The following is a 21,734-nucleotide window of genomic DNA, read 5'->3' on the forward strand; positions in this document are numbered from 1 at the left end:
CCACCCCTTTTCCCGACCGACCCTGTACACAACCGGAGTCCATCCGTGCCCATGCAAACGTGGTTCACCGACGCCAAGTTGGGCATCTTCGTCCACTGGGGGATCTACGCCGTCGACGGTGTCCAGGAGTCCTGGTCGTTCTACGACGACATCGTGCCGCACGACCAGTACATGTCCCAGCTCGGCCGCTTCACCGGCGCGAAGTACGACCCGCGCGCCTGGGCCGACCTGTTCGCCCGCGCCGGCGCCAGGTACGCCGTGCTCACCAGCCGTCATCACGACGGAGTGGCGCTGTGGGACACCGGGTTCGGCGATCTCAACCTCGGCAGGGACTACCTCGCCGGCTACGCCGACGCCCTCCGCGAGCAGGGACTCAAGGTCGGTCTCTACTACTCGCACTCCGACTGGAACCACCCCGACTACGCCAGCACCCGCAAGCCGGGCCGCCCGCCCGAGCAGGAGGACAACCCCTACTCCGAGTGCTCGGCCGAGGACGAGGACCTCCATGCCTGGGAGCGGTTCATCGTCTACCGTGACGGCCAGATACGCGAGTTGGCCTCCCGGTACCGGCCCGACCTGATGTGGTTCGACGGCGAGTGGGACCGCAGCGAGGAGCAGTGGCGGATCAGGGAACTCGCCGCGCTCGTCCGTTCCTACTCACCGGACGTCGTCTTCAACGCCCGGATGCTCAGCGAGGGCGACTACGCGACACCGGAACAGGGCGCACCCGTCGAACCCCCCGCCGGGCCCTGGGAGCTGTGCCTCACCATCAACGACTCGTGGGGCTTCCGGCACCACGACCACAACCACAAGTCGCTCAGCCAGCTGATCCGCTACTTCACCGAGACCATCGGCGGTGGCGGCAATCTCCTCCTGGACGTCGGCCCGACGGAGGACGGCACCATCCCGCAGCCGCAGGTCGAGCGCCTCGAAGGCCTGGGGGAGTGGATCCGGGGACACGCCGAGGCCGTGTACGGCACGGTCCGCGGACTGCCGGCCGGGCACCACTACGGGCCGAGCACCCTCTCCGCCGACGGCCGCACCCTCTACCTCACCCTGTACGACATCCCGCGCGCCGAGATCGGCGTCCGCGGCCTGGTCACCCCGGTCCGGAAGGTCAGCGTGCTCGGTACCGGCACCGAACTCGCCCACCGTGTCGTCGGCGGGCTGCACGAGGCGGTCGGTGTGCTGTGGATCGACCCGCCGGCCGCGGCCGACCTCGACCCGTACGCCACGGTCCTCGCCGTCGAACTGGACGGGGAGCTGGAGCTGTACCGGGGATCCGGCCGGTTCTGATCAGCGTTCTGATCCGGTTCTGAGGCGGTTCGATGCCAAAAGTCGGGAATTCTTATATGAAGAATTAAGGGAACGGTAAATCGGCTGGTCACGGCGGCTTTTCGGGCCGCGGTGACCCCTCCGGTTCGCCTCCTGGACATCTTGAGTTCGCCTGCCACCCCTGGGATGCGGAACGGCAGGGACGAGAGAAAGGCATCACCGTGCGAGACCCGCGAATGTCAGCGATCGCCAAGGGGCTCAAGCGCCGGGGACGGCTCATGGCGCAGGCGGTGAGTCCTCCGCGCAAGACCCTGGACGCGATCCCGACGCAGCGTCCGGCCGGTCCGCGGCCCTCCGAGGGGTACGTGGCCCCGCGCGCCCCGCGCCTGGTGGAGGCCCCGGTCTTCGTCCTCTCCTCGGTACGCTCCGGCTCCACGCTGCTGCGGGTCCTGCTGAACAGCCACAGCCGCATCCGCGCCCCGCACGAGATGCATCTGCGCACGGTCCACGTCCGGATGTCCCGGGAGTTCACCGCGGACGCCATGAAGGAGCTCGCCCTCGACCGCGAGGAGCTGGAGCACGTCCTGTGGGACCGGGTGCTGCACCTGGAGCTCAGCCGCAGCGGCAAGGACGTCATCGTCGACAAGACCCCGCCCAACACCCTCATCTGGCCCCGGCTGCACCGATGTTGGCCCGACGCCCGGTTCGTCCTGCTGCTGCGCCACCCCGACGCCGTCATCCAGTCCCTGACCAGCCGCCGCGCCGACCCCGACCACGAGGGGATCCGCGCCGAGGTCCTCAGCTACGCCGAGAAGCTGGAAGAGGCCCGGCAGCGGCTCCCCGGCGCCCATGTGATCACCTACGAGGACCTCACCGCCGAACCGGAACGGGTCACCCGCGGCCTGTGCGCCTACCTCGGCGTCCCGTGGGAGAGCGGCATGCTCGACTACGGCAAGCAGGACCACGGCACCTTCAAGCCGAAGCTCGGCGACTGGAGCAGCGAGATCAAGTCCGGCCGTATCCAGGCCGCGCGCCAGGCCGACCCCGCCGCCGAACTCCCGCCCCGGCTCGCCGAGATCGCGAAGGCGTGGGGATACCCGGTCTAGGCACCCCCACGCCACCGCCGCCGATGCTCAGCCGGTGAAGCCGGCCGTGATCGAGGTGAACTGCCAGTTGCTCTGGCTGATCCCGGAGCAGTTGCTCACCACGCCACCGCCCGCGCAGCCGCGGTCCCGGTTCACGGCCCAGAACGCGAGCCGGGCGATGTGGTGCGAGTTCCCCCAGTCACGGATCTGCGTCCAGATCGCCGGGGTCGTGGTCTCCTGCTGGTCCGACAGACCGTTCATGCCGGAGATCCCGATGTGCGCGTAGGCCGTCGCGTCGTCCCACCCGAAGGTGGACTTCAGCTTGGTCTTCAGCCCCTCGGCCGCCGCCACGGTGTTGCCGTACATGTCGGCGCCGCCGCCGAAGTCGAACGGCATGATCGTGAAGACGTCGATGTTCGCGCCGAGCGACTGCGCCTGCTCGATGAGCCGGTTGCCGTAGTACGTGGGCCCGGTGGTGGACGTTCCGAAGGTGACGATCGTCTTCAGACCGGGGTTGTTGGCCTTGACCGTCTTCAGGGCGGTCAGGATCTTCGCCTGCACGGCCTCGTTCTCGAACTCGTCGGTGTTCTCGATGTCCATGTCGACGGATTTGAGACCGTAGGCGTCGATCACCTTCTGGATCGCCCCGGCCAGCGCGCTCGCGGAGGAGCAGTTGGCGCCGAGCTTGCTGCCCTGCCAGCCGCCGAACGACGGGGTGATGTCACCGCCGGCCGCCTTGATCTGGTTGATCGCGGTCTGGTCGACACCGCCGGTCAGCGCCCGGCTGCCGTCCCAGGCCGGGCTGCAGCCGCCCGAGTCCAGCACGAAGGCCATGGTGAACGACTTGATGCCGGTCGCGCTCATCACGGTCGAGGGGCTCGGCGGATCGCCCCAGCCCTCGAAGAGGTAGGGCGCGGCCTGCTTGAAGCCGGTCCCGCCGCCGCTGCCCGCGTCGGTCGTGACACTCACGGAGTTGGAGGCGGCCGACACGTTCCCGGCCGCGTCCCGTGCCTTGACCGTGAACGTGTACGCCGTACTGGCCGACAGCCCGCTCACCGTGGCACTCGTCCCGGAGACGCTCAGCACCTGGCTCGACCCGCTGTAGATGTCGTACGCCGTCACCCCGACGTTGTCCGTCGCGGCCGACCAGGACAGTGACACGCTGGACGAGGTCTTGCCGGTGGAGGTGAGGCCGCCGGGCGCGGTGGGCGCCTGGGTGTCGGAGCTGCCGCCGGGCCCGTCGAGGCTGACGTCGTCGGCGTAGTAGGTGCCCTGCGCGTACCAGCCGTGGACGTAGATCTGGGCGCTGGTCTGCGAGGCACCGGTGGTGAAGGAGACGCTCAGCTGGCTGTACTGGGACGGCGAGCTGGTCCAGGTGGAGGCGCCGCCGGTCACCCCGAGATAGACGTACGAGCCGCGGACCCAGCTGCTGAGCGAGTAGGTGGTGTTGGGCTGCACGGCGACGGTCTGCGTGCACTGGGCGGTGTCACTGGAACTCACGGCCCCGGCGAGGGCCCTGGACCCGCCGTGCACGGGGGAGGAGACGACCGAGCCCAGGTTCCCGGTGCAGGACCAGGGCGACAGACTCCCCGACTCGAAGCCGGGGTTGGAGAGGATGTTGGCCGCCTGCGCGGTACCGGGAAGCGCGATGGCCCCGGCGAGCGCGAGGGCGGCGGACCCGAGCAGTGCGAGTATCCGACGTCTGGAACGTCTGAGCGAGTTGCGCACGCGATCTCCCTGTTGGAATGGGGGTGTTCGGGAGTTGCACGAAGGTGCAAGGGGGGTGCGCAACAAAGTTGGTATGGACCAATCCCCCTGTCAAGGAAACGAGCGTGAATTGGTCCATACCGGTGAGTGTGGGCCCCGTCAGGGGCGCGGGGCTGTATCGATATGCGGCTCCGCCGCGTGGGCGCGAGCAACCACACACAACCCGCACCCGGCCGACGACCTAGAGCGGCAACACCGCAGCCGCAGCGTCCACCGACTCCACTTCCATGGGCAACGTCGGCGCCAACACCACGTCGGCCTCCTCCCGCCGCAAGGGAATCGACGGCAGCACATGCCTCGGTCCCGACACCACCGCGTAGTCCTGCCCCAGGAACGGCGGCTCGATCACCCCGGGGTCCTCGCCCAGCGCCAACTGCACGGCCGCCCACGGCGCGTTGATCCCACAGAGCGACAGCTGGTGCAACCCACCGGCGGGACGCGTGTTGACGTCGAGCAGCACCGGCTCGTCGCCGTACATCCGGAACTGGATGTTGGACAGATAGTGCAGCCCGAAGCCCTCGGCGATCAGCCGGGCCGGCTTCAGCCACCGCTCGTCCAGGGTGAAACCGCGGCGGCGGCCCTTCTTCGTGCGGCCCACCGCCAGCCGGACCCGGTTGTCGGGCCCGGTGAGGCAGTCCACGGACACCTCCGGCTCCTCCAGCCGCGGCATCACCAGCCAGTCCACCGGCTGGTCGGCCCGCCGCAACGCCTCGACGACCAGGTCGAGCTGGACATACGGCCCCGGGAACCCGTTGAGGTGGAAGAGCGAGAAGGGGGCGCGCGTGATCACCCGGAAGCCCACGCCACCTGCACCGGCGGCCGGCTTGAAGCAGGCCTTGTGCCCGTCGGCCTCCAGTGCCTCGACCGCGGTGGTCAGTTCGTCCGCCGTGCGGACCCGCCACCACGGCGGCACCGGGACCCCGACCGAAGCGACGGCCTCGTACGCGGTCGCCTTGTCCTCGAAGACCGCCGTGCCCTCCGGCGTCGGCGCCAGCAGGGCCGTACCGACCGCCTCGAAGTCGGTCCGGTGGGCGACGATCGCCGACTGGTGCAGCCTGGGCACGAAGACATCGATGCCACGGCGCTGGCACTGGTCGAGCGCGTACTCGACGTAGGCGGCGGGGGAGAGGCCCTCCGGCTCCAGGTCGGCGGTGTCGGCGGCGGCCAGCACGGGGGAGTCGGCGTCACCGTGCGTCGCATGGATCTCGACCGCCCGGTCGCTGGGATTTTTCCGCAGCTGATCCATGAAGAACACGTTCTCCGCGTACGTGCGGTTGAGCCAGACGCGTACGCGAGAGCGCATTAATGCCGCCTTCCGGGGTTTTCGGGCAGGACTCAGCGGGCCCGTGCCCGGGCAGGGTGGTTGGAGGGTCACCAAACCGCCCTGGACGAAGGGAAGTTCGTGGCGGTGGTGTTGTGGGGATCATACGGCTTTCAAGGGGCCTCGCGTGCAACGCCGGTGTTACGGATTTCCCGGGACTGTCCACGCGCGTTCTCCTGCACCGTCCACGTCGGTTTCCCTGACGGACGGCCGTCGACCGGCGCGACCTGTCGAGGGCCGGCCGTCGAATGACCGCCGACAGGCCGACAAGTCCCCTTGTTCCGTGGACCCGTCATGTGTTGAGGTGGGTGGCGACGGGATGATCGGAAGGGGTGCGGGGTGGAGTCCACGGCCGGTGCCGGGCAGCTGCTGGCCATCAGTGACCTGCACATCTCGTACCCGGAGAACCGCGAGCTCGTCGAGAAGATGCGCCCCGAGACGGATGACGACTGGCTGATCGTGGCCGGCGACGTCGCGGAGACCGTCGCCGACATCCGCTGGGTCCTGGAGACCTTCGCCGGCCGCTTCGCCAAGGTGCTGTGGGCCCCCGGCAACCACGACCTGTGGACCCACCCCAAGGATCCGGTCACCCTGCGCGGTGTCGCCCGCTACGAGCACCTCGTCGGCCTCTGCCGGGAACTCGGCGTGGTCAGCCCCGAGGACCCCTATCCCGTCTGGGAGGGCCCCGGCGGCCCGGTCGTCGTCGCACCGCTCTTCCTCCTGTACGACTACTCCTTCCTGCCGGCCGGCTGCGCCACCAAGGAAGAGGGCCTCGCCTACGCGCACGGCACCGGCATCGTCTGCAACGACGAGTACCTGCTGCACCCCGACCCCTACCCGACCCGCGAGGACTGGTGCCGAGCCCGGGTCGAGGCCACCGAGCGACGGCTCGCCGAACTGCCCGAGGAGCTGCCGACCGTGCTGGCGGGCCACTACCCGCTGGACCGGCACCCCATGGACGTCCTGTGGTACCCCGAGTTCGCCATGTGGTGCGGCACCACCCTCACCGCCGACTGGCACCGCCGGTTCCGTGTCGACACCATGGTCTACGGTCATCTGCACATCCCCCGGACCACCTGGCACGACGGCGTCCGCTTCGAAGAGGTCTCCGTGGGATACCCCCGCGAGTGGCGCAAGCGCTCCCAGCCCCCGGGCAAGCTGCGCCGAATTCTGCCGATGGAGGTCGGAACCGGTGATCGAGGAGCTGCTCCCGGACTCGGTGGTGGCCGTGGAGATGATCGGTGACGAGGCGATCCGCGAAGCCCCCCTCTACCCCGAGGAGGCGGCGCTCGTCGCGCGTGCCGTGCCCAAGCGCCGCCGCGAGTTCTCCGCCGTGCGCGCCTGCGCCCGGCGCGCCATGGAGAAGCTCGGGGTCCCGCCGCAGCCCGTCGTGAGCGGCGAGCGCGGCGCACCGCGCTGGCCGGACGGGCTGGTCGGCAGCATGACCCACTGCGAGGGCTACTGCGCCGCCGCCCTGGTCCGCGCCACCGACCTGGCCTCCCTCGGCATCGACGCCGAACCGCACGCCCCGCTGCCCGAGGGCGTCGCGGAGTCCGTCCTGCTGCCCTCGGAGCAGGAGCGGCTGAGCCGCCTCGTGGCCGAGCGGCCCGGCGTGCACTGGGACCGTCTGCTGTTCAGCGCCAAGGAATCCGTCTACAAGGCGTGGTTCCCCCTCACCGGGAAGTGGCTGGACTTCATGGAGGCCGACATCGAGCTCGTCCCGGAGCCCGGCGCGCGGCCGCAGGGCACCCTGCGTGCCCGGCTCCTGGTCCCCGGCCCCGAGGTCGGCGGGGAGCAGTTGCAGGTCTTCGAGGGCCGCTGGAGCGTGGGGCACGGCATGCTGACCTCGGCCGTGGTCGTGCCGCACCCCTGACAGCGCCCCGGGTCGTGCTCCGCCGGCTCAGGTGGGTGGGCACCAGTCGTGCAGGAGACGGAAGAACGCCTCCTCGTTGCCGGTGAGCCCGGCTCGGGCCAGGGCCTCCTCGGCCTCGGCGAGCACGGCCGGCGGGACCAGGAAGGGGCGAGCGCCGTCCGGCGGTCCGTCGAAGGCCGCGCGGACGGTGTGCAGCAGCCGCAGATAGGCCTGGACGGCGGTGCGCTCACGGTCGGTCAGTACGGCGGTGGGCATGGCTCGGCTCTCCCCGTCGGTCGTCACGGTCACGCGCCCGGACGGCGCGGCCGCACCGCGTGTGCGGTGCGCACCCACCAGCTTGCCGTCCGCCACTGACAACGCCTGCCCGCTACGCCTCGGTTCGCCCGCTCAGCCGACGCGGAACCGCACCGCGACCCCCTCCTGAGGGAACGTCTCCTCGCCTGGCCCGCACCGGAATCCGGCCGGGCGGGCTCACTTCCCCGGATAGCCCAGCGAGGCCTTGATGCGCCCCGCCACGTCGTGCCGCCGCACCGGACCGCGCAGGGCCGAACCCGCGAGCCAGGTCCGGCACTTGCTGGCCAGCAGCAGCCCGAAGGTCTCCGCGTCCTGTTCCTCGGCCTGGTCGAAGCGGGTGCGGGCGGCCACCCGCCGGACGGCGGCCTGGACCGCGGCCAGGTCGGTGACCGCGCCGTGGCCCGTGCCTTCCTCGATGAGCCGTGCCGCCACCGCGACCCCCTCGATGTCATGGCCGTGGTGGTCGGCGTGCATGTGCCACAGCTCGTGGCCGAGGATCACCAACTGGTGGTCGGGAGCGGTGCGTTCCTCGACCACGACCAGGTCGCGGTCGGCCAGGTCGAGCCAGAGCCCGCTGGCCGTGCCGGGCGGGAAGACGGCCGTACGGAACAGGACCGGGCGGCCGCGGCGGCGGCCCATCGCGTCGCACAGCGCCCGGTACAGCTCCTGCGGCGGGGCGGGCGCGGGCAGGGTCAGCTCCCCGACCAGCTCGCCGCTCAGCCGGCGCATGTCCCTGTCGATGGCCATCTTCTCCCGTTCCCCCTCAGCTCACGACTCGGGCCGCTTGACGCTTTCCAGGAGCATGTCCAGCCATTCCGCGACCTTGTCCCGGTGCTGGTCGGTGGGCAGCTGGGCGGCCCGCCAGGCGATCCCGCGCACCCCGTGGTCCTGCAACAGCCGCTCCAGGGGGTCCGCCGCGGCCTCGGCCGCCGCCCGCTCCCGGTCGGCCAGCTTCTGCAGCAGCTCCTGCTCGACGCGCTGGAGGGCACCGGCCAGCGCCTCGGGGTCCGCGGCGGTGAGGAATCCGGCGTGTACCCGGAAGAAGCGCTGGAGGGCGTCGCAGTGCTCCATGGTCGGCCGCCGGTCGCCGTTGAGCAGGGCGCCGGCCTGCTGCCGGGACATGCCCGCGCCGTCGGCGATCTCCTGCTGGGTGTGCTTGCGGCCATTGGGCTTGAGGCGGGTGCGGCGCAGCAGGTCGAGGCGTTGCAGGAAGCGTTCCTGGACATCGGGTTCGCCCGCGGGCCGGCCGCTGAGCAGGGCCTTGACCACGGACTCGGGGACACCGCAGGCGTGGGAGAGCCGTCCGACGTCGTAGACCTCGGCGTACGCCACGCCGAGCCGGTCGGCGAGCGCGGTGACGCGGGAGACGACGGCCGGCAGCTGGGCGGTCGCCGTGGCGCCCGGATCCTCGTAGCCATCCGTCACCGACAGAACTCCTACGTCTCTCAGGGGAATCAGGGGCTTCGCACCGGCGGTCGCCGTGGACTGCCCGGCGTGAACTTCCCGGAGATTAGCGGGTCGTTCGAACTCACATCCAGGTGTCGCCACAACTGTGGCCAATTTCGGCCGTCAACAGGCATGAAATGCCACGATAGTTGACATGCCTCTGGATGGGGCAGCAGGATCACATCGCCGCGAGAAGGCCGCATAGGCAAGAGGGGTGACCTCCCGATGGCATATCAGGCAGGTGGGCGGCGGCCGGCGCCGCGGCCCGTCCCCGAAAGTCTTGAGGCCCAGGCATATCTCCAGGACTACGCGTTGCTGCTGGACGCGGTCCCTTTCCCGTCCCTGGTGGTCGACCACCGCTGGGACGTGGTGCTGGCCAACGGCGCGTTCGAGACACTTTTCCGGGGGGTCGCCCCGCATCCCACCGCCATGCCCGGGGACAACTTCCTCCGGTTCGTCCTGTTCCACCCGGACGCCGGCTCGGTGCTCGGCGCGCACGAGTCGGGCTGGTGCCTGCCGATGCTGGCCCAGTTCAAGACCACCCTGGAGCGGTACGCCCACGACCACGAACTCCAGTCGATCCGCCGGGAGATCGCCCAGGACCCGATCATGGAGGCCGCCTTCCGGTACGGTCTGCCGCACTGGCTGCGCGCGGTCGGCGAGGAGGGTGCCCGGCTCGACGGCGCCGTCCGGCCGGTGCTGCACCCGGACCCCGCGCTGGGCGCCACCGAGTGCCGGGTGGTCGGCGAGACCGCCAGGACCCTGCACGACATGGGCTACGCGCGTTACACCCTGGTGCTGCGCGCCGCCCCCCGCCCCGCCGCCCCGCGCCGCGCCCGCCGGCCCGGCGGCCTGGGCGCCCATCTGACCGTGGTTCCCGCCCCCGACGCCTGACCCGGCACCGCCGGCGTTCAGGTCGCCGACGGCGCCGGGCCGGACGCCCGCACCGGCTCCGGCCCGCATCCGCCACCGCCCCGACGCGGGTCCCGTCTCACGCCGGGGCCACCGCCAGGACGAGCGGCACACCCCGGCAGGGCACCAACCGCAGCGCGCCGAACGTGCCCGGCCGCCCGCTCTCCAGCACGGCCGCGAAGTCCGGTCCCTTGGTCAGCGAGCCGGCCAGATGCGCCGGGTCCGCCGACGCCGCCACCCGGCCGCGCGCGTTGACCAGCCGGGCGGGGCCGGGCAGCGCCCGCAGCAGGGGCAGTGCGGCCGCCTCGAAGTGCCGTAGATACACGTCGGCGGCGGCCACGCCCAGGAAGCGGCCCGCCCGTACCACCGGTGCGGACAGGGTGAGGCTGTACTCGTCCGAGCAGAGGTAGTCGACGTACGGCCCGGCCACCGCCCGCCGCCCGGTGTCCCGGGGCAGCGTGAACCAGTCCCAGTGCGTGTAGTCGGAGTAGGCCGAGGTGCGCGGGTCGAGGTCGAGGAGCAGCGGCCGTACGTCCCCGCCGGCGTCGCTCTGCCACCACTCCAGCCAGGCCGGCACGTCGGCCAGCAGTCCGGGTGCGGCCACGAAACCGACACCGGAGACCAACTCCTGCCGCATCAGCCGCAGATGGAGCCCGGGGCGCAGTGCCGCGAGGTCCGCGGTCACCGGCCGGCGGCCCTCGGCGGCCACCCGGGCCAGCAGCGCGGCGGTGTCGGCGCGGGTCTGCGCCACGGCGTCGAACACCGCCTCCAGGGCGCGGCCGACCCGCTCGGCCACATACCCCTCGGCGGCGGCCGGCGTCCTGGACGCGGGAGTGGCGGGGACGGTGCCGCGGCTCATGCTGCCCTCCGGCGGACGGGGGAGCGGGGCGGCGCGGCTACAGGGCCAGCCGCAGGGCGATGAGCCGCGCCGTCGAGTCCCGCACGCACCGCTCGGCCAGCTCCCTGGCCGATGCGTCCGCCCCATCCTGCACGGCCGAGATTACGGACCGGTGACGGTCCGCCACCTCTTCACGATATTCGTCGTCGCCGAGCACAAGGCACAGCAGCGCCCCGACCTCCCTCTGGAGCGCCACCTGTTCCCGGGTGAGCCGGGCCGACTGGGCGGCGGCGGCCAGTTCCACATGGAAACGGCCGTACAGCCGGCAACGCGCCGACGTGTCCCGGGCCCCCCGCAACTCCTCGGTGGTCCGGCGGAGCTGGTCAAGGTCGTGGTCCTCGGTGCGCTGTGCGGCGAGGTGCGCGGCGGTGCCGGACAGGGCCGCCCAGTGGTCGCCGAGGTCGCGCAGCTCCTCGGGGCTCCAGCCGCGCAGCCGCTCCGTCAGACGCTCCCGGCCGGGTGTGTCCGGCAGGGAGACGAAGCTGCCGCCGCCGCGGCCCCTGCGGGTGACGACCAGGCCCTGCTGGCGCAGCGCCATCAGGGCCTCCCGCAGGGTCACCGTGGACACCCCCAGCTGTCCGGCCAGCTCCGTCTCGCCGGGCAGCTGCTCGCCGTCGGCGAGCAGGCCGAGTTCGATGGCGTCGCCGATCCGGCGTACGACGGCGTCGACCCGGGCCCCGCTGTCCACCCGGGCGAAGACGGCCTTTCGGGCGCCGCCGTCCGTCTGCTGCTGTTCCACGGCCCACCACCCTGTGCGTTGACCCAAGCTTTACCTCAGAAGGGTCTTGAGCTTTGAACTATGACTTCATATCTTTCCGTTCACTACGTGCAACGCAAGAGAGCGCCAGAAAGGTTCCCGCCCATGGAGGCCAGCGCGATCCGGTTGCGGGATCTGCGGAAGTCGTTCGGCGAGACCAGCGCCGTGGCGGGAGTCGACCTGGAGATCCGTGACGGCGAGTTCTTCTCGATGCTCGGCCCCTCGGGCTCCGGCAAGACCACCGTCCTGCGCCTGATAGCCGGCTTCGAGAGCCCCACCTCGGGCGTGGTCGAACTCGCGGGGCAGGACGTCACCCGCCGTGCCCCCTTCGAACGGGACGTGCACACCGTCTTCCAGGACTACGCCCTGTTCCCGCACATGAACGTCGAGCAGAACGTCGCCTACTCCCTCAGGGTCCGCGGGATCGCCAGGGCCGAACGCCTGGTCCGCGCCCGCAAGGCCCTCGCCGAGGTCCGCCTGGACGGCTTCGGCGGCCGCCGCCCCGCCCAGCTCTCCGGCGGCCAGCGCCAGCGCGTCGCCCTCGCCCGCGCCCTCGTCGGGAGGCCCCGCGTCCTGCTGCTCGACGAGCCCCTCGGCGCCCTCGACCTCAAGCTGCGCGAGCAGATGCAGCTCGAACTCAAAGCCCTGCAACGGGAGGTGGGCATCACCTTCGTCTTCGTCACCCACGACCAGGAGGAGGCCCTGACGATGAGCGACCGCGTCGCCGTCTTCCACCAGGGCCGTATCGAACAGGTAGGCACCCCCGCCGAGATCTACGAACGCCCCGCCAGCGCCTTCGTCGCCTCCTTCGTCGGGACCTCCAACCTGCTGACCGGGGACACCGCCCGGCGGGTGCTCGGCGAGAGCGGCACCCACAGCATCCGGCCCGAGAAGATCCGGGTCCTCGAGGAGACCGCGGGCCCGGGCGAATCCGACCACGCCGACGCCGTCGGCACCGTCGCCGAGGTGGTCTACCTCGGCGACGCCACCCGCTTCCTGGTCGACCTGGACGGCGGCGGCCGGCTCACCGCGCTCCAGCAGAACCTCGACACCTCCGCCGAGGACGTCGCCGCCTACCGCGGCACCCGCGTCCGGCTGCGCTGGCAGCGCCGGCACACCGTCCACGTCCCCGACTGACCCGCCGCCCGTCCCGGCTGGATCCGCCGTCCCTCACGTCTGGAGTACGTCGTGCGCCTCCCCCGTCCCCGCACCGCGGCCGCCGCCGTCGCGCTGCTGCTGGCCGCCACCGCCACCGCCTGCGGCTCCTCCGGCTCAGGTTCCTCCACCGGCCTCAACCCGCCCGACCTCAAGCCCCTCGCCAAGCTCGGCAAGAGCGAGGGCGAGGTCAACCTGATCGCCTGGGCCGGCTATGTCGAGGACGGCTCCGACGACCCCAAGGTGGACTGGGTCACCGACTTCGAGAAGCAGACCGGCTGCCAGGTCCACTCCAAGGTCGCCGCCAGCTCCGACGAGATGGTCAAACTGATGAAGACCGGCGAGTACGACGCCGTCTCCGCCTCCGGCGACGCCTCCCTGCGCCTGATCGCCTCCGGCGACGCGGCCCCGGTCAACACCAAGCTCGTACCGAACTACAAGGACGTCTTCAGCGGCCTGAAGAACGGCGCCTGGAACTCGGTCAAGGGCCAGATGTACGGCATCCCGCACGGCCGCGGCGCCAACCTGCTGATGTACAACACGCAGAAGGTGACCCCCGCGCCCACCTCCTGGTCGGCCGTCTTCGACGACGCGGCGAAGTACCGGGGCCATGTCACCGCCTACGACTCGCCGATCTACATCGCCGACGCGGCCCTGTATCTCAAGGCCACCAAGCCCGAGTTGAAGATCAAGGACCCCTACGCCCTCGACCAGAAGCAGTTCGACGCGGCCGTCGCCCTGCTGAAGAAGCAGAACGCGGACATCGGCGAGTACTGGAGCGACTACCTCAAGGAGATCTCCGCCTTCAAGAGCGGCGACTCCGTCATCGGCACCAGCTGGCAGGTCATCGCCAACCTGGCCGCCGACGAGGGCGCCAAGGTCAAGGCCTTCGTGCCCAAGGAGGGTTCGACGGGCTGGTCCGACACCTGGATGGTGTCCGCCAAGGCCAAGCACCCCGACTGCGCCTACCAGTGGCTGAACTGGATCGTCTCCCCGAAGGTCAACGCCGAGGTCGCCGAGTACTTCGGCGAGGCGCCTGCCAACGCCAAGGCCTGCGACCTGACCAGCGACAAGAGCTTCTGCGCGACCTACCACGCGGCCGACGAGAGCTACTGGAAGAACATCGCCTTCTGGAACACGCCCATCGAGCAGTGCCTGGACGGCCGTACCGACGTCAAGTGCGTGCCGTACGCGAAGTGGGTGCAGGCCTGGACCGAGATCAAGGGCTGAGCCATGACCGTGCTCACCCGGACCGCGGGGGCGCTGCACCGGCGCCCCCGGCTCCGCCTCGCCCTGCTGCTGACCGCCCCGCTGCTGTGGCTGGCCGTGCTCTATCTGGGCTCGCTGGCGGTGCTGTTCGTCTCCGCGTTCTGGACGACGGACTCCTTCACCTCCGAGGTGGTGAAGGTCTGGTCGACCGACAACTTCCACGAGCTGTTCACGACACCGGTGTTCCGGCAGGTGATCCTGCGCAGCGTCGGCGTCGCCCTCGCGGTGACCGTCCTGTGCGCGGTGATCGCCTTCCCGGTCGCCTTCTACACCGCCCGGGTGGCCAGGCCGAGCCTGCGCCCGCTCCTGGTGGTCGCCATCCTCACCCCGCTGTGGGCGAGTTACCTGGTCAAGGTGTACGCCTGGCGGCTGATCCTGTCCGAGGGCGGGCTCGCCGACTGGCTGCTGAAGCCCCTCGGGCTGAGCGGGCCCGGCTTCGGGCTGCCGGCCACCGTGCTCGCCCTGACCTATCTGTGGCTGCCGTACATGATCCTGCCGATCCACACCGCGCTGGAGCAGCTGCCGGACAACCTGCTGGACGCCTCCGCGGACCTTGGCGCCCGCGCCGGGCGGACCTTCCGCTCCGTGGTGCTGCCGATGGTGCTGCCGTCGGTCGCCGCCGGGTCGGTGTTCACCTTCTCGCTCAGCCTCGGCGACTACATCACCGTGCAGATCGTCGGCGGCAAGACCCAGCTCATCGGCAACCTCGTCTACGCCAACATCGAACTCAACCTGCCCATGGCCGCCGCGCTCGCCACCGTCCCGGTCGTCGTCATCGTGCTGTATCTGCTCGCGATGCGCCGCACCGGCGCGCTGAGCAGCCTGTAGAGGAGCCCGCCGTGCAACTCTCCCGTTCCGCGCGGATCGCGGTGCGTGTCGCCGCCGGGTTCGGCTTCGCGGTGATCTACGTGCCGTTGCTGCTGGTCCTCGTCAACTCCCTGAACCCCGACCGCAGCGCGAGCTGGCCGCCGCCCGGCCTGACCACCCACTGGTGGTCGGTCGCCTGGCACAGCTCCGGTGCCCGCGCGGCCCTGTGGACCTCGGTGAAGGCCGGGCTCGGCGCCACCGCGATCGCCCTGGTGCTCGGCACGCTGATCGCCTTCGCGGTCGCCCGGTACCGCTTCTTCGGCCGGGACGCCCTCTCCTTCGTGGTCGTCCTGCCGATCGCCCTGCCCGGCATCGTCACCGGCATCGCCCTCAACTCGGCCTTCAGCACGGTCCTTGAGCCGCTCGGCGTCGGGCTCGGCCTGTTCACCGTGGTCGTCGGACACGCCACCTTCTGCGTGGTGATCGTCTTCAACAACGTCGTCGCCCGGCTGCGCCGCACCTCGGGCACCTACGAGGAGGCGGCGGCCGACCTGGGCGCCGACACCTTCCGGGCCTTCGCCGACGTCACCTTCCCGCTGGTGCGCTCGGCGCTGCTCGCGGGCGGCCTGCTCGCCTTCGCGCTCTCCTTCGACGAGATCGTGGTCACCACCTTCACCGCGGGGCCGGGTGTCCAGACCCTCCCGCTGTGGATCTACGACAACATGACCCGCCCCCAGCAGGCACCGGTGGTGAACGTGGTGGCGGCCGTGCTCGTGCTGCTGTCGGTGGTCCCCATCTACGTCGCCCAGCGGCTGTCGGCGGACACGGCCACGGGCAGCCGTGTCTGACCCCGGCTCCCCAGGCTTACGCAAACTACTTGCGTAGCTTGCGCTACGCTTGCGTCCATGACGCGACGACTTGCGGAAGTGGCCAAGAAGGTCGGGGTCAGCGAGGCCACGGTCAGCCGGGTACTCAACGGCAAGCCCGGGGTCTCCGAGGCCACCCGGCAGGCGGTGCTCTCGGCCCTGGACGTCCTGGGCTACGAGCGCCCCACCCAGCTGCGCGGCGAGCGTGCCCGGCTCGTCGGCCTGGTCCTGCCCGAGCTGCAGAACCCCATCTTCCCGGCCTTCGCCGAGGTCATCGGCGGCGCGCTCGCCCAGCTCGGGCTCACCCCGGTGCTGTGCACCCAGACCAAGGGCGGGGTCTCCGAGGCGGACTATGTGGAGTTGCTGCTGCAACAGCAGGTCTCCGGTGTCGTGTTCGCCGGCGGTCTGTTCGCCCAGGCCGACGCACCGCACGACCACTACCGGCTGCTCGCCGACCGCAACATCCCGGTGGTGCTGATCAACGCGGCCATCGACCATCTCGGCTTCCCCGCCGTGTCCTGCGACGACGCCGTGGCGGTGGAACAGGCGTGGCGGCACCTCGCCTCCCTCGGTCACGAGCGGATCGGGCTCGTCCTCGGCCCCGCCGACCACATGCCGTCGGCCCGCAAGCTGGCCGCCGTGCGCACGATGGGCGACCTCCCGGACGCGAGCGTCGCCCGGGCCATGTTCTCGATCGAGGGCGGTCACGCGGCCGCCACGCGCCTCATCGACCAGGGCGTCACCGGGATCATCTGCGCCAGTGACCCCCTGGCGCTGGGAGCGATCAGGGCAGCCCGTCGCAAGGGCCTGGACGTCCCGTCCCAGGTGTCGGTCGTCGGCTACGACGACTCGGCGTTCATGAACTGCACCGAACCCCCGCTCACCACCGTGCGCCAGCCCATCGAGGCCATGGGCCGGGCCGCCGTCGAGCTGCTGAACGCTCAGATCGGCGGCACGGTCGTCCCGGCGGAGGAGCTGCTGTTCGAGCCGGAGCTGGTCGTCAGGGGGTCGACCGCGCAAGCGCCGAAAGCCTGAGAGTCAACAGATCCCATCCGCTGTCGAATAATTACAGATTCTGCGCGACATCTTGCGCGGCAGTGCTGCCGGTGCTTGAGTGTGCGGCGCCCACCGGTCCTGGTGCGGCGCCCAACTGCTCCTGTTCTGGGGGGTCCACCGATGTCCAGCACCGGGTTCCGCCGTGCTCTCGTCGCGATCGGCGTCTGCTCGTCCCTTGCGCTCTCGGCCTCGGCCTGCGGGTCGGGCGACGACGACGCGGGGAGCGGCAAGACGCGTATCACCGTCAACTGCGAGCCGCCGAAGAGCGCCAAGGTCGACCGCTCGTTCTTCGATCAGGACATCGCCGACTTCGAGAAGAAGAACCCGGACATCGACGTCGTCGCGCACGACGCGTTCCCCTGTCAGGACCCGAAGACCTTCGACGCCAAGCTGGCCGGCGGCCAGATGGAGGACGTCTTCTACACGTACTTCACCGACGCCAAGCACGTCGTGGACATCAACCAGGCGGCCGACCTCACGCCGTACCTCAAGGACCTCAAGAGCTACGACACCATCCAGAAGCAGCTGCGGGACATCTACACCGTGGACGGCAAGGTCTACGGCATCCCGCGCACCGGATACAGCATGGGCCTGATCTACAACCGCGCGCTGTTCCAGAAGGCCGGTCTCGACCCCGACAAGCCGCCGGCGACCTGGGAAGAGGTCCGCGCCGACGCCAAGAAGATAGCCGCCCTCGGCAACGGCACCGTCGGGTACGCCGACTACAGCGCGCAGAACCAGGGTGGCTGGCACTTCACCGCCGAGCTGTACTCGCAGGGCGGTGACGTCGTCTCCGCCGACGGCAAGACGGCGACCGTCGACACCCCGCAGGGCCACGCGGTCCTGCAGAACCTGCACGACATGCGCTGGACCGACAACACCATGGGCAGCAAGCAGTTGCTGATCCTCAACGACGTCCAGCAGATGATGGGTTCGGGCAAGCTCGGCATGTATCTCTCCGCCCCCGACAACATCCCGATCCTGGTCAAGGAGAAGGGCGGCAACTACAAGGACCTCGCCCTCGCCCCGATGCCCGGCGGCCAGGGCACCCTCATCGGCGGCGACGGCTACATGTTCAACAAGAAGGACAGCCCGGCGCAGATCAAGGCCGGCCTCAAGTGGCTCGACTCCATGTTCCTCACCCCGGGTGACGGCTTCCTCGGCGACTACGCCCGCGCCAAGAAGAACAACGCACCCGTAGGCCTGCCCGAGCCGCGTCTGTTCACCGGCGCCGCCGACGCCAAGGACCAGCAGGTCAAGAAGGCCAACGCCAACGTCCCGGTGGAGAACTACCAGGCCTTCCTGGACGGCAACCAGTCCCTCCAGATGAAGATCGAGCCGCCCAACGCCCAGCAGATCTACTCCGTCCTCGACGGCGCCGTCTCCGCCGTCCTCACGAAGAAGGACGCCGACATCGACCAGCTCCTCAAGGACGCCAACGAGAAGATCGACGGCATCCTGGCCCGGAGCTGACCGCGATGACCAAGACGGCCGAGCGCCGACCCGCCCCCGCGGCGGTCGGCGCCCGACAGGCCCCGGCGCCGCCCCCGGCAGGGGACCGGAGGCGGCGCCGGCTCCTCGACCAGGCCCGCGCCTACGGCTTCCTGCTCGGCGGACTGATCTGCTTCGCCCTGTTCTCCTGGTACCCGGCGATCCGCGCGGTCGTGATCGCCTTCCAGAAGTACACGCCCGGCTCGTCCCCGGAATGGGTCGGCACCGCCAACTTCACCCGGGTCCTGCACGACCCCGAGTTCTCGGCGGCCTGGCGCAACACCCTCACCTTCACGCTGCTCGCGCTGCTGATCGGGTTCGCGATCCCGTTCGTTCTCGCCCTGGTCCTCAACGAGCTGCGGCACGCGAAGGCGTTCTTCCGGGTCGTGGTCTACCTGCCGGTGATGATCCCGCCGGTGGTCAGCGCCCTGCTGTGGAAGTGGTTCTACGACCCGGGATCCGGCCTCGCCAACGAGACCCTGCGCTTCCTCCACCTGCCCACCTCGAACTGGTCCAACGGCGCCGACACCGCGCTCATCTCCCTGGTGATCGTGGCCACGTGGGCGAACATGGGCGGCACCGTCCTGATCTACCTGGCCGCCCTCCAGTCCATCCCCGGCGAGCTGTACGAGGCCGCCGAACTCGACGGCGCGAACCTCCTGCAACGCATCCGGCACGTGACGATCCCCCAGACCAGGTTCGTCATCCTGATGCTGATGCTCCTTCAGATCATCGCCACCATGCAGGTGTTCACCGAGCCGTTCGTCATCACGGGAGGCGGTCCGGAGAACGCCACGGTCACCGTGCTCTACCTCATCTACAAGTACGCGTTCCTCTACAACGACTTCGGCGGCGCCTGCGCCCTCAGCGTCATGCTCCTGGTGCTGCTCGGTGTCTTCTCCGCCGTCTATCTGCGGCTGACCCGCTCCGGGGAGGACGGATGAGCAGCGCCACCCGCACCCTGATCTCGCCGGCGACCCTGGCCCGCCCCCGGGGCAGGGCGATCTACTGGACCGTCTTCACCGGTGTCGTCCTGCTCTTCGCGCTCGCCTTCCTGTTCCCCGTGTTCTGGATGGTGACCGGCGCGATGAAGTCCCCGGACGAGGTCGCCCAGACCCCGCCCACCCTCATCCCCAAGCACCTGCACCTGACCGGGTACACCGACGCCTGGGACCTGATGCAGCTGCCCCAGCACCTGTGGAACACGGTGGTGCAGGCGGCCGGCGCCTGGGCCTTCCAGCTGGTGTTCTGCACGGCCGCCGCCTACGCCCTGTCGAAACTGAAGCCCGCGTTCGGCAAGGTGGTCCTCGGCGGGATCCTGGCCACCCTGATGGTCCCGGCCCAGGCCCTGGTCGTGCCCAAGTACCTGACCGTGGCCGACCTGCCGTTCATCCACACCAGCCTGCTGAACGACCCGCTCGGCATCTGGCTCCCGGCCGTCGCCAACGCCTTCAACCTCTATCTCCTCAAGCGGTTCTTCGACCAACTGCCGCGCGATGTGCTGGAGGCCGCCGAGATCGACGGCGCCGGCAAGCTGCGCATCCTGTGGTCGGTGGTGCTGCCCATGTCCCGCCCGGTGCTCGGGGTGGTGTCGATCTTCGCCCTGGTCGCGGTGTGGCAGGACTTCCTGTGGCCGCTGATGGTCTTCTCGGACACCGACAAGCAGCCCATCAGCGTGGCCCTGGTCCAGCTGTCGCAGAACATCCAGCTCACCGTGCTCATCGCCGCGATGGTGATCGCCAGCATCCCGATGGTCGCGCTGTTCCTCGTCTTCCAGCGGCACATCATCGCCGGGATCAGCGCGGGCAGCACCAAGGGCTGACGCCCTTCCTCCGACAGAAAGGCACGCACAGTGGGACAGCCCAGCCATGCCCCGAAGGACCTCGACTGGTGGCGTTCCGCCGTCATCTACCAGGTGTACGTCCGCAGCTTCGCGGACGGCGACGGCGACGGCACCGGCGACCTCGCGGGCGTCCGCGCCAAGCTGCCGTACCTCGCCCAACTGGGCGTGGACGCCCTGTGGTTCAACCCCTGGTACCTGTCACCGCTGAAGGACGGCGGCTACGACGTCGCCGACTACCGGGCCATCGACCCGGCGTTCGGCACCCTCGCCGAGGCCGAGAAGCTCATCGCCGAGGCGGGGGAGCTGGGCATCCGGACGATCATCGACATCGTCCCCAACCATGTCTCCGACCAGCACCCCTGGTTCCAGGCGGCGTTGGCGGCAGGGCCCGGCAGCCCCGAGCGCGAGCTGTTCCACTTCCGCCCGGGGCGTGGCGCACACGGCGAACTCCCGCCCAACGACTGGCCGTCGCAGTTCCTCGGCTCCACCGAACCGGTGTGGACCCGGCTGCCCGACGGCGACTGGTACCTGCACCTGTTCACCCCCGAACAGCCCGACCTCAACTGGGCCCACCCGGCCGTCCGTCAGGAGCACGAGGACATCCTGCGGTTCTGGTTCGAGCGGGGCGTCGCCGGCGTCCGTATCGACTCCGCCGCCCTGCTCGCCAAGGACCCGGACCTGCCCGACCTGGCCACGGACCCGCAGCCGCACCCCTTCGTCGACCGCGACGACCTCCATGACGTCTACCGCGCGTGGCGCGCGGTCGCCGACGCCTACGACGGGGTCTTCGTCGGTGAGGTCTGGCTCCCCGACGCCGAGCGCTTCGCCCGCTACCTCCGCCCCGACGAACTGCACACCGCCTTCAACTTCTCCTTCCTGTCCTGCCCCTGGGACGCGAACCGGCTGCGGACGTCGATCGACACCACCCTCGCCGAGCACGCCCCGGTCGGCGCGCCCGCCACCTGGGTGCTGTGCAACCACGACGTGACCCGCACGGTCACCCGCTACGGCCGCCAGGACACCGCCTTCGACTTCGCGACCAAGGCCTTCGGCACCCCCACGGACCTGGAGCTGGGCACCCGCAGGGCCCGCGCGGCCGCGCTGCTGTCCCTGGCGTTGCCCGGCGCGGTGTACGTGTACCAGGGGGAGGAGCTGGGGCTGCCCGAGGCCGAGATCCCGGCGGACCACATCCAGGATCCGATGTACTTCCGGTCGGGCGGCACCGACCCCGGCCGGGACGGCTGCCGGGTGCCGATGCCCTGGGCCGCCGATCTGCCGTACGCGGGGTTCGGTTCGCGCGAGGAGCCATGGCTGCCGCAGCCGGCCGGCTGGGCCTCGTACGCGGCCGACCGCCAGCAGGAGGACGCCGACTCCATGCTCAGCCTCTACCGCCGCGCCATCGCCGCCCGCCCGCTCTTCGGGGCCGGCCCGCTGACCTGGCTGCCCGCTCCCGAGGGCGTCCTCGCCTTCACCCGCGCCGAGGGACTGATCTGTGTGGTCAACCTCGCGCCCGACCCCGCCGAGCTCCCCGCCCACACCCAACTTCTCCTCACCAGCGGCCCGTTGGACGGCACAGGCCGTCTGCCGCAGGACACGGCGGCCTGGCTGATGATCTGAGC

At 70.5% G+C, this 21,734-nt stretch carries 21 protein-coding genes; 14 read left to right on the forward strand and 7 right to left on the reverse strand.

The window, feature by feature from the left end:
* Positions 1–45 precede the first annotated feature (45 nt).
* Both AB0D59_RS32705 and AB0D59_RS32710 read left to right on the forward strand, forming a co-directional pair.
* On the forward strand, positions 46–1,296 hold the full coding sequence (locus tag AB0D59_RS32705) for an alpha-L-fucosidase (RefSeq protein WP_362573221.1): 1,251 nt from the start codon (positions 46–48) through the stop codon (positions 1,294–1,296).
* A gap of 215 nt (positions 1,297–1,511) precedes the next feature.
* Complete coding sequence (locus AB0D59_RS32710) at positions 1,512–2,381, forward strand: sulfotransferase (RefSeq protein WP_362573224.1); 870 nt, start codon at positions 1,512–1,514, stop codon at positions 2,379–2,381.
* Positions 2,382–2,408: 27 nt separating this feature from the next.
* On the opposite strand, the gene AB0D59_RS32715 is transcribed toward AB0D59_RS32710, so the two are convergent.
* Positions 2,409–4,088, reverse strand: coding sequence for a carbohydrate binding domain-containing protein (locus AB0D59_RS32715; RefSeq protein ID WP_362573227.1), 1,680 nt, complete (start codon positions 4,086–4,088; stop codon positions 2,409–2,411).
* Positions 4,089–4,308: 220 nt separating this feature from the next.
* Entirely contained in the window at positions 4,309–5,430 is a 1,122-nt protein-coding gene (locus AB0D59_RS32720; protein WP_362573229.1) for an ATP-grasp domain-containing protein, read from the reverse strand.
* Between the two features lie 357 nt (positions 5,431–5,787).
* Between AB0D59_RS32720 and AB0D59_RS32725 the strand changes: the two genes are divergently transcribed.
* Both AB0D59_RS32725 and AB0D59_RS32730 read left to right on the forward strand, forming a co-directional pair.
* On the forward strand, positions 5,788–6,693 hold the full coding sequence (locus tag AB0D59_RS32725; RefSeq protein WP_362573232.1) for a metallophosphoesterase: 906 nt from the start codon (positions 5,788–5,790) through the stop codon (positions 6,691–6,693).
* Positions 6,641–7,321 (forward strand): 4'-phosphopantetheinyl transferase superfamily protein, encoded by a 681-nt coding sequence (locus AB0D59_RS32730; protein WP_362573238.1) that lies wholly within the window; start codon positions 6,641–6,643, stop codon positions 7,319–7,321. The genes AB0D59_RS32725 and AB0D59_RS32730 overlap by 53 nt, the downstream gene beginning before the upstream one ends.
* 27 nt (positions 7,322–7,348) lie before the next feature.
* Here the strand turns inward: AB0D59_RS32730 and AB0D59_RS32735 are convergent, their stop codons facing one another.
* The 3 genes from AB0D59_RS32735 to AB0D59_RS32745 all read right to left on the reverse strand — a co-directional run bounded on the left by AB0D59_RS32735 (position 7,349) and on the right by AB0D59_RS32745 (position 9,040).
* Complete coding sequence (locus tag AB0D59_RS32735; RefSeq protein WP_362573241.1) at positions 7,349–7,576, reverse strand: hypothetical protein; 228 nt, start codon at positions 7,574–7,576, stop codon at positions 7,349–7,351.
* Positions 7,577–7,792: 216 nt separating this feature from the next.
* The gene (locus AB0D59_RS32740; RefSeq protein WP_362573244.1) at positions 7,793–8,362 is read right to left on the reverse strand and encodes a toxin-antitoxin system, toxin component; all 570 of its coding nucleotides are present in this window, start codon (positions 8,360–8,362) and stop codon (positions 7,793–7,795) included.
* A 21-nt stretch (positions 8,363–8,383) separates the two neighbouring features.
* Positions 8,384–9,040 (reverse strand): helix-turn-helix transcriptional regulator, encoded by a 657-nt coding sequence (locus AB0D59_RS32745; RefSeq protein WP_362573247.1) that lies wholly within the window; start codon positions 9,038–9,040, stop codon positions 8,384–8,386.
* A 246-nt stretch (positions 9,041–9,286) separates the two neighbouring features.
* Here AB0D59_RS32745 and AB0D59_RS32750 point away from each other — a divergent pair, with 246 nt between their 5' ends.
* Positions 9,287–9,955, forward strand: a complete 669-nt coding sequence (locus tag AB0D59_RS32750) for a hypothetical protein (protein ID WP_362573250.1) — start codon at positions 9,287–9,289, stop codon at positions 9,953–9,955.
* A 97-nt stretch (positions 9,956–10,052) separates the two neighbouring features.
* On the opposite strand, the gene AB0D59_RS32755 is transcribed toward AB0D59_RS32750, so the two are convergent.
* Both AB0D59_RS32755 and AB0D59_RS32760 read right to left on the reverse strand, forming a co-directional pair.
* The gene (locus AB0D59_RS32755) at positions 10,053–10,832 is read right to left on the reverse strand and encodes a hypothetical protein (protein WP_362573253.1); all 780 of its coding nucleotides are present in this window, start codon (positions 10,830–10,832) and stop codon (positions 10,053–10,055) included.
* Positions 10,833–10,869: 37 nt separating this feature from the next.
* Positions 10,870–11,610 (reverse strand): GntR family transcriptional regulator, encoded by a 741-nt coding sequence (locus tag AB0D59_RS32760; RefSeq protein ID WP_362573256.1) that lies wholly within the window; start codon positions 11,608–11,610, stop codon positions 10,870–10,872.
* 123 nt (positions 11,611–11,733) lie between these two features.
* Between AB0D59_RS32760 and AB0D59_RS32765 the strand changes: the two genes are divergently transcribed.
* The 9 genes from AB0D59_RS32765 (at position 11,734) to AB0D59_RS32805 (ending at position 21,732) form a co-directional block, all read left to right on the forward strand.
* On the forward strand, positions 11,734–12,765 hold the full coding sequence (locus tag AB0D59_RS32765) for an ABC transporter ATP-binding protein (RefSeq protein WP_362573259.1): 1,032 nt from the start codon (positions 11,734–11,736) through the stop codon (positions 12,763–12,765).
* Between the two features lie 51 nt (positions 12,766–12,816).
* Positions 12,817–14,013 (forward strand): ABC transporter substrate-binding protein, encoded by a 1,197-nt coding sequence (locus AB0D59_RS32770; protein ID WP_362573262.1) that lies wholly within the window; start codon positions 12,817–12,819, stop codon positions 14,011–14,013.
* A gap of 3 nt (positions 14,014–14,016) precedes the next feature.
* Complete coding sequence (locus tag AB0D59_RS32775) at positions 14,017–14,880, forward strand: ABC transporter permease (protein ID WP_362573265.1); 864 nt, start codon at positions 14,017–14,019, stop codon at positions 14,878–14,880.
* 11 nt (positions 14,881–14,891) lie between these two features.
* Positions 14,892–15,707 carry an ABC transporter permease gene (locus AB0D59_RS32780; protein ID WP_362573268.1) on the forward strand — a complete coding sequence of 272 codons (816 nt, stop codon included), beginning with the start codon at positions 14,892–14,894 and terminating at the stop codon, positions 15,705–15,707.
* Positions 15,708–15,764: 57 nt separating this feature from the next.
* Positions 15,765–16,760, forward strand: coding sequence for a LacI family DNA-binding transcriptional regulator (locus tag AB0D59_RS32785; protein ID WP_362573272.1), 996 nt, complete (start codon positions 15,765–15,767; stop codon positions 16,758–16,760).
* A 141-nt stretch (positions 16,761–16,901) separates the two neighbouring features.
* Complete coding sequence (locus tag AB0D59_RS32790) at positions 16,902–18,254, forward strand: extracellular solute-binding protein (protein ID WP_362573275.1); 1,353 nt, start codon at positions 16,902–16,904, stop codon at positions 18,252–18,254.
* 5 nt (positions 18,255–18,259) lie between these two features.
* On the forward strand, positions 18,260–19,216 hold the full coding sequence (locus tag AB0D59_RS32795) for a sugar ABC transporter permease (protein WP_362573277.1): 957 nt from the start codon (positions 18,260–18,262) through the stop codon (positions 19,214–19,216).
* Positions 19,213–20,094: a carbohydrate ABC transporter permease gene (locus tag AB0D59_RS32800; protein ID WP_362573280.1), complete on the forward strand. Its 882-nt coding sequence runs from the start codon at positions 19,213–19,215 to the stop codon at positions 20,092–20,094. The genes AB0D59_RS32795 and AB0D59_RS32800 overlap by 4 nt, the downstream gene beginning before the upstream one ends.
* 30 nt (positions 20,095–20,124) lie before the next feature.
* Positions 20,125–21,732: a glycoside hydrolase family 13 protein gene (locus AB0D59_RS32805; RefSeq protein ID WP_362573283.1), complete on the forward strand. Its 1,608-nt coding sequence runs from the start codon at positions 20,125–20,127 to the stop codon at positions 21,730–21,732.
* Positions 21,733–21,734 lie beyond the last annotated feature (2 nt).

The sequence above is a fragment of the Streptomyces sp. NPDC048417 genome (genome assembly GCF_040651615.1).
GTDB lineage: Bacteria > Actinomycetota > Actinomycetes > Streptomycetales > Streptomycetaceae > Streptomyces.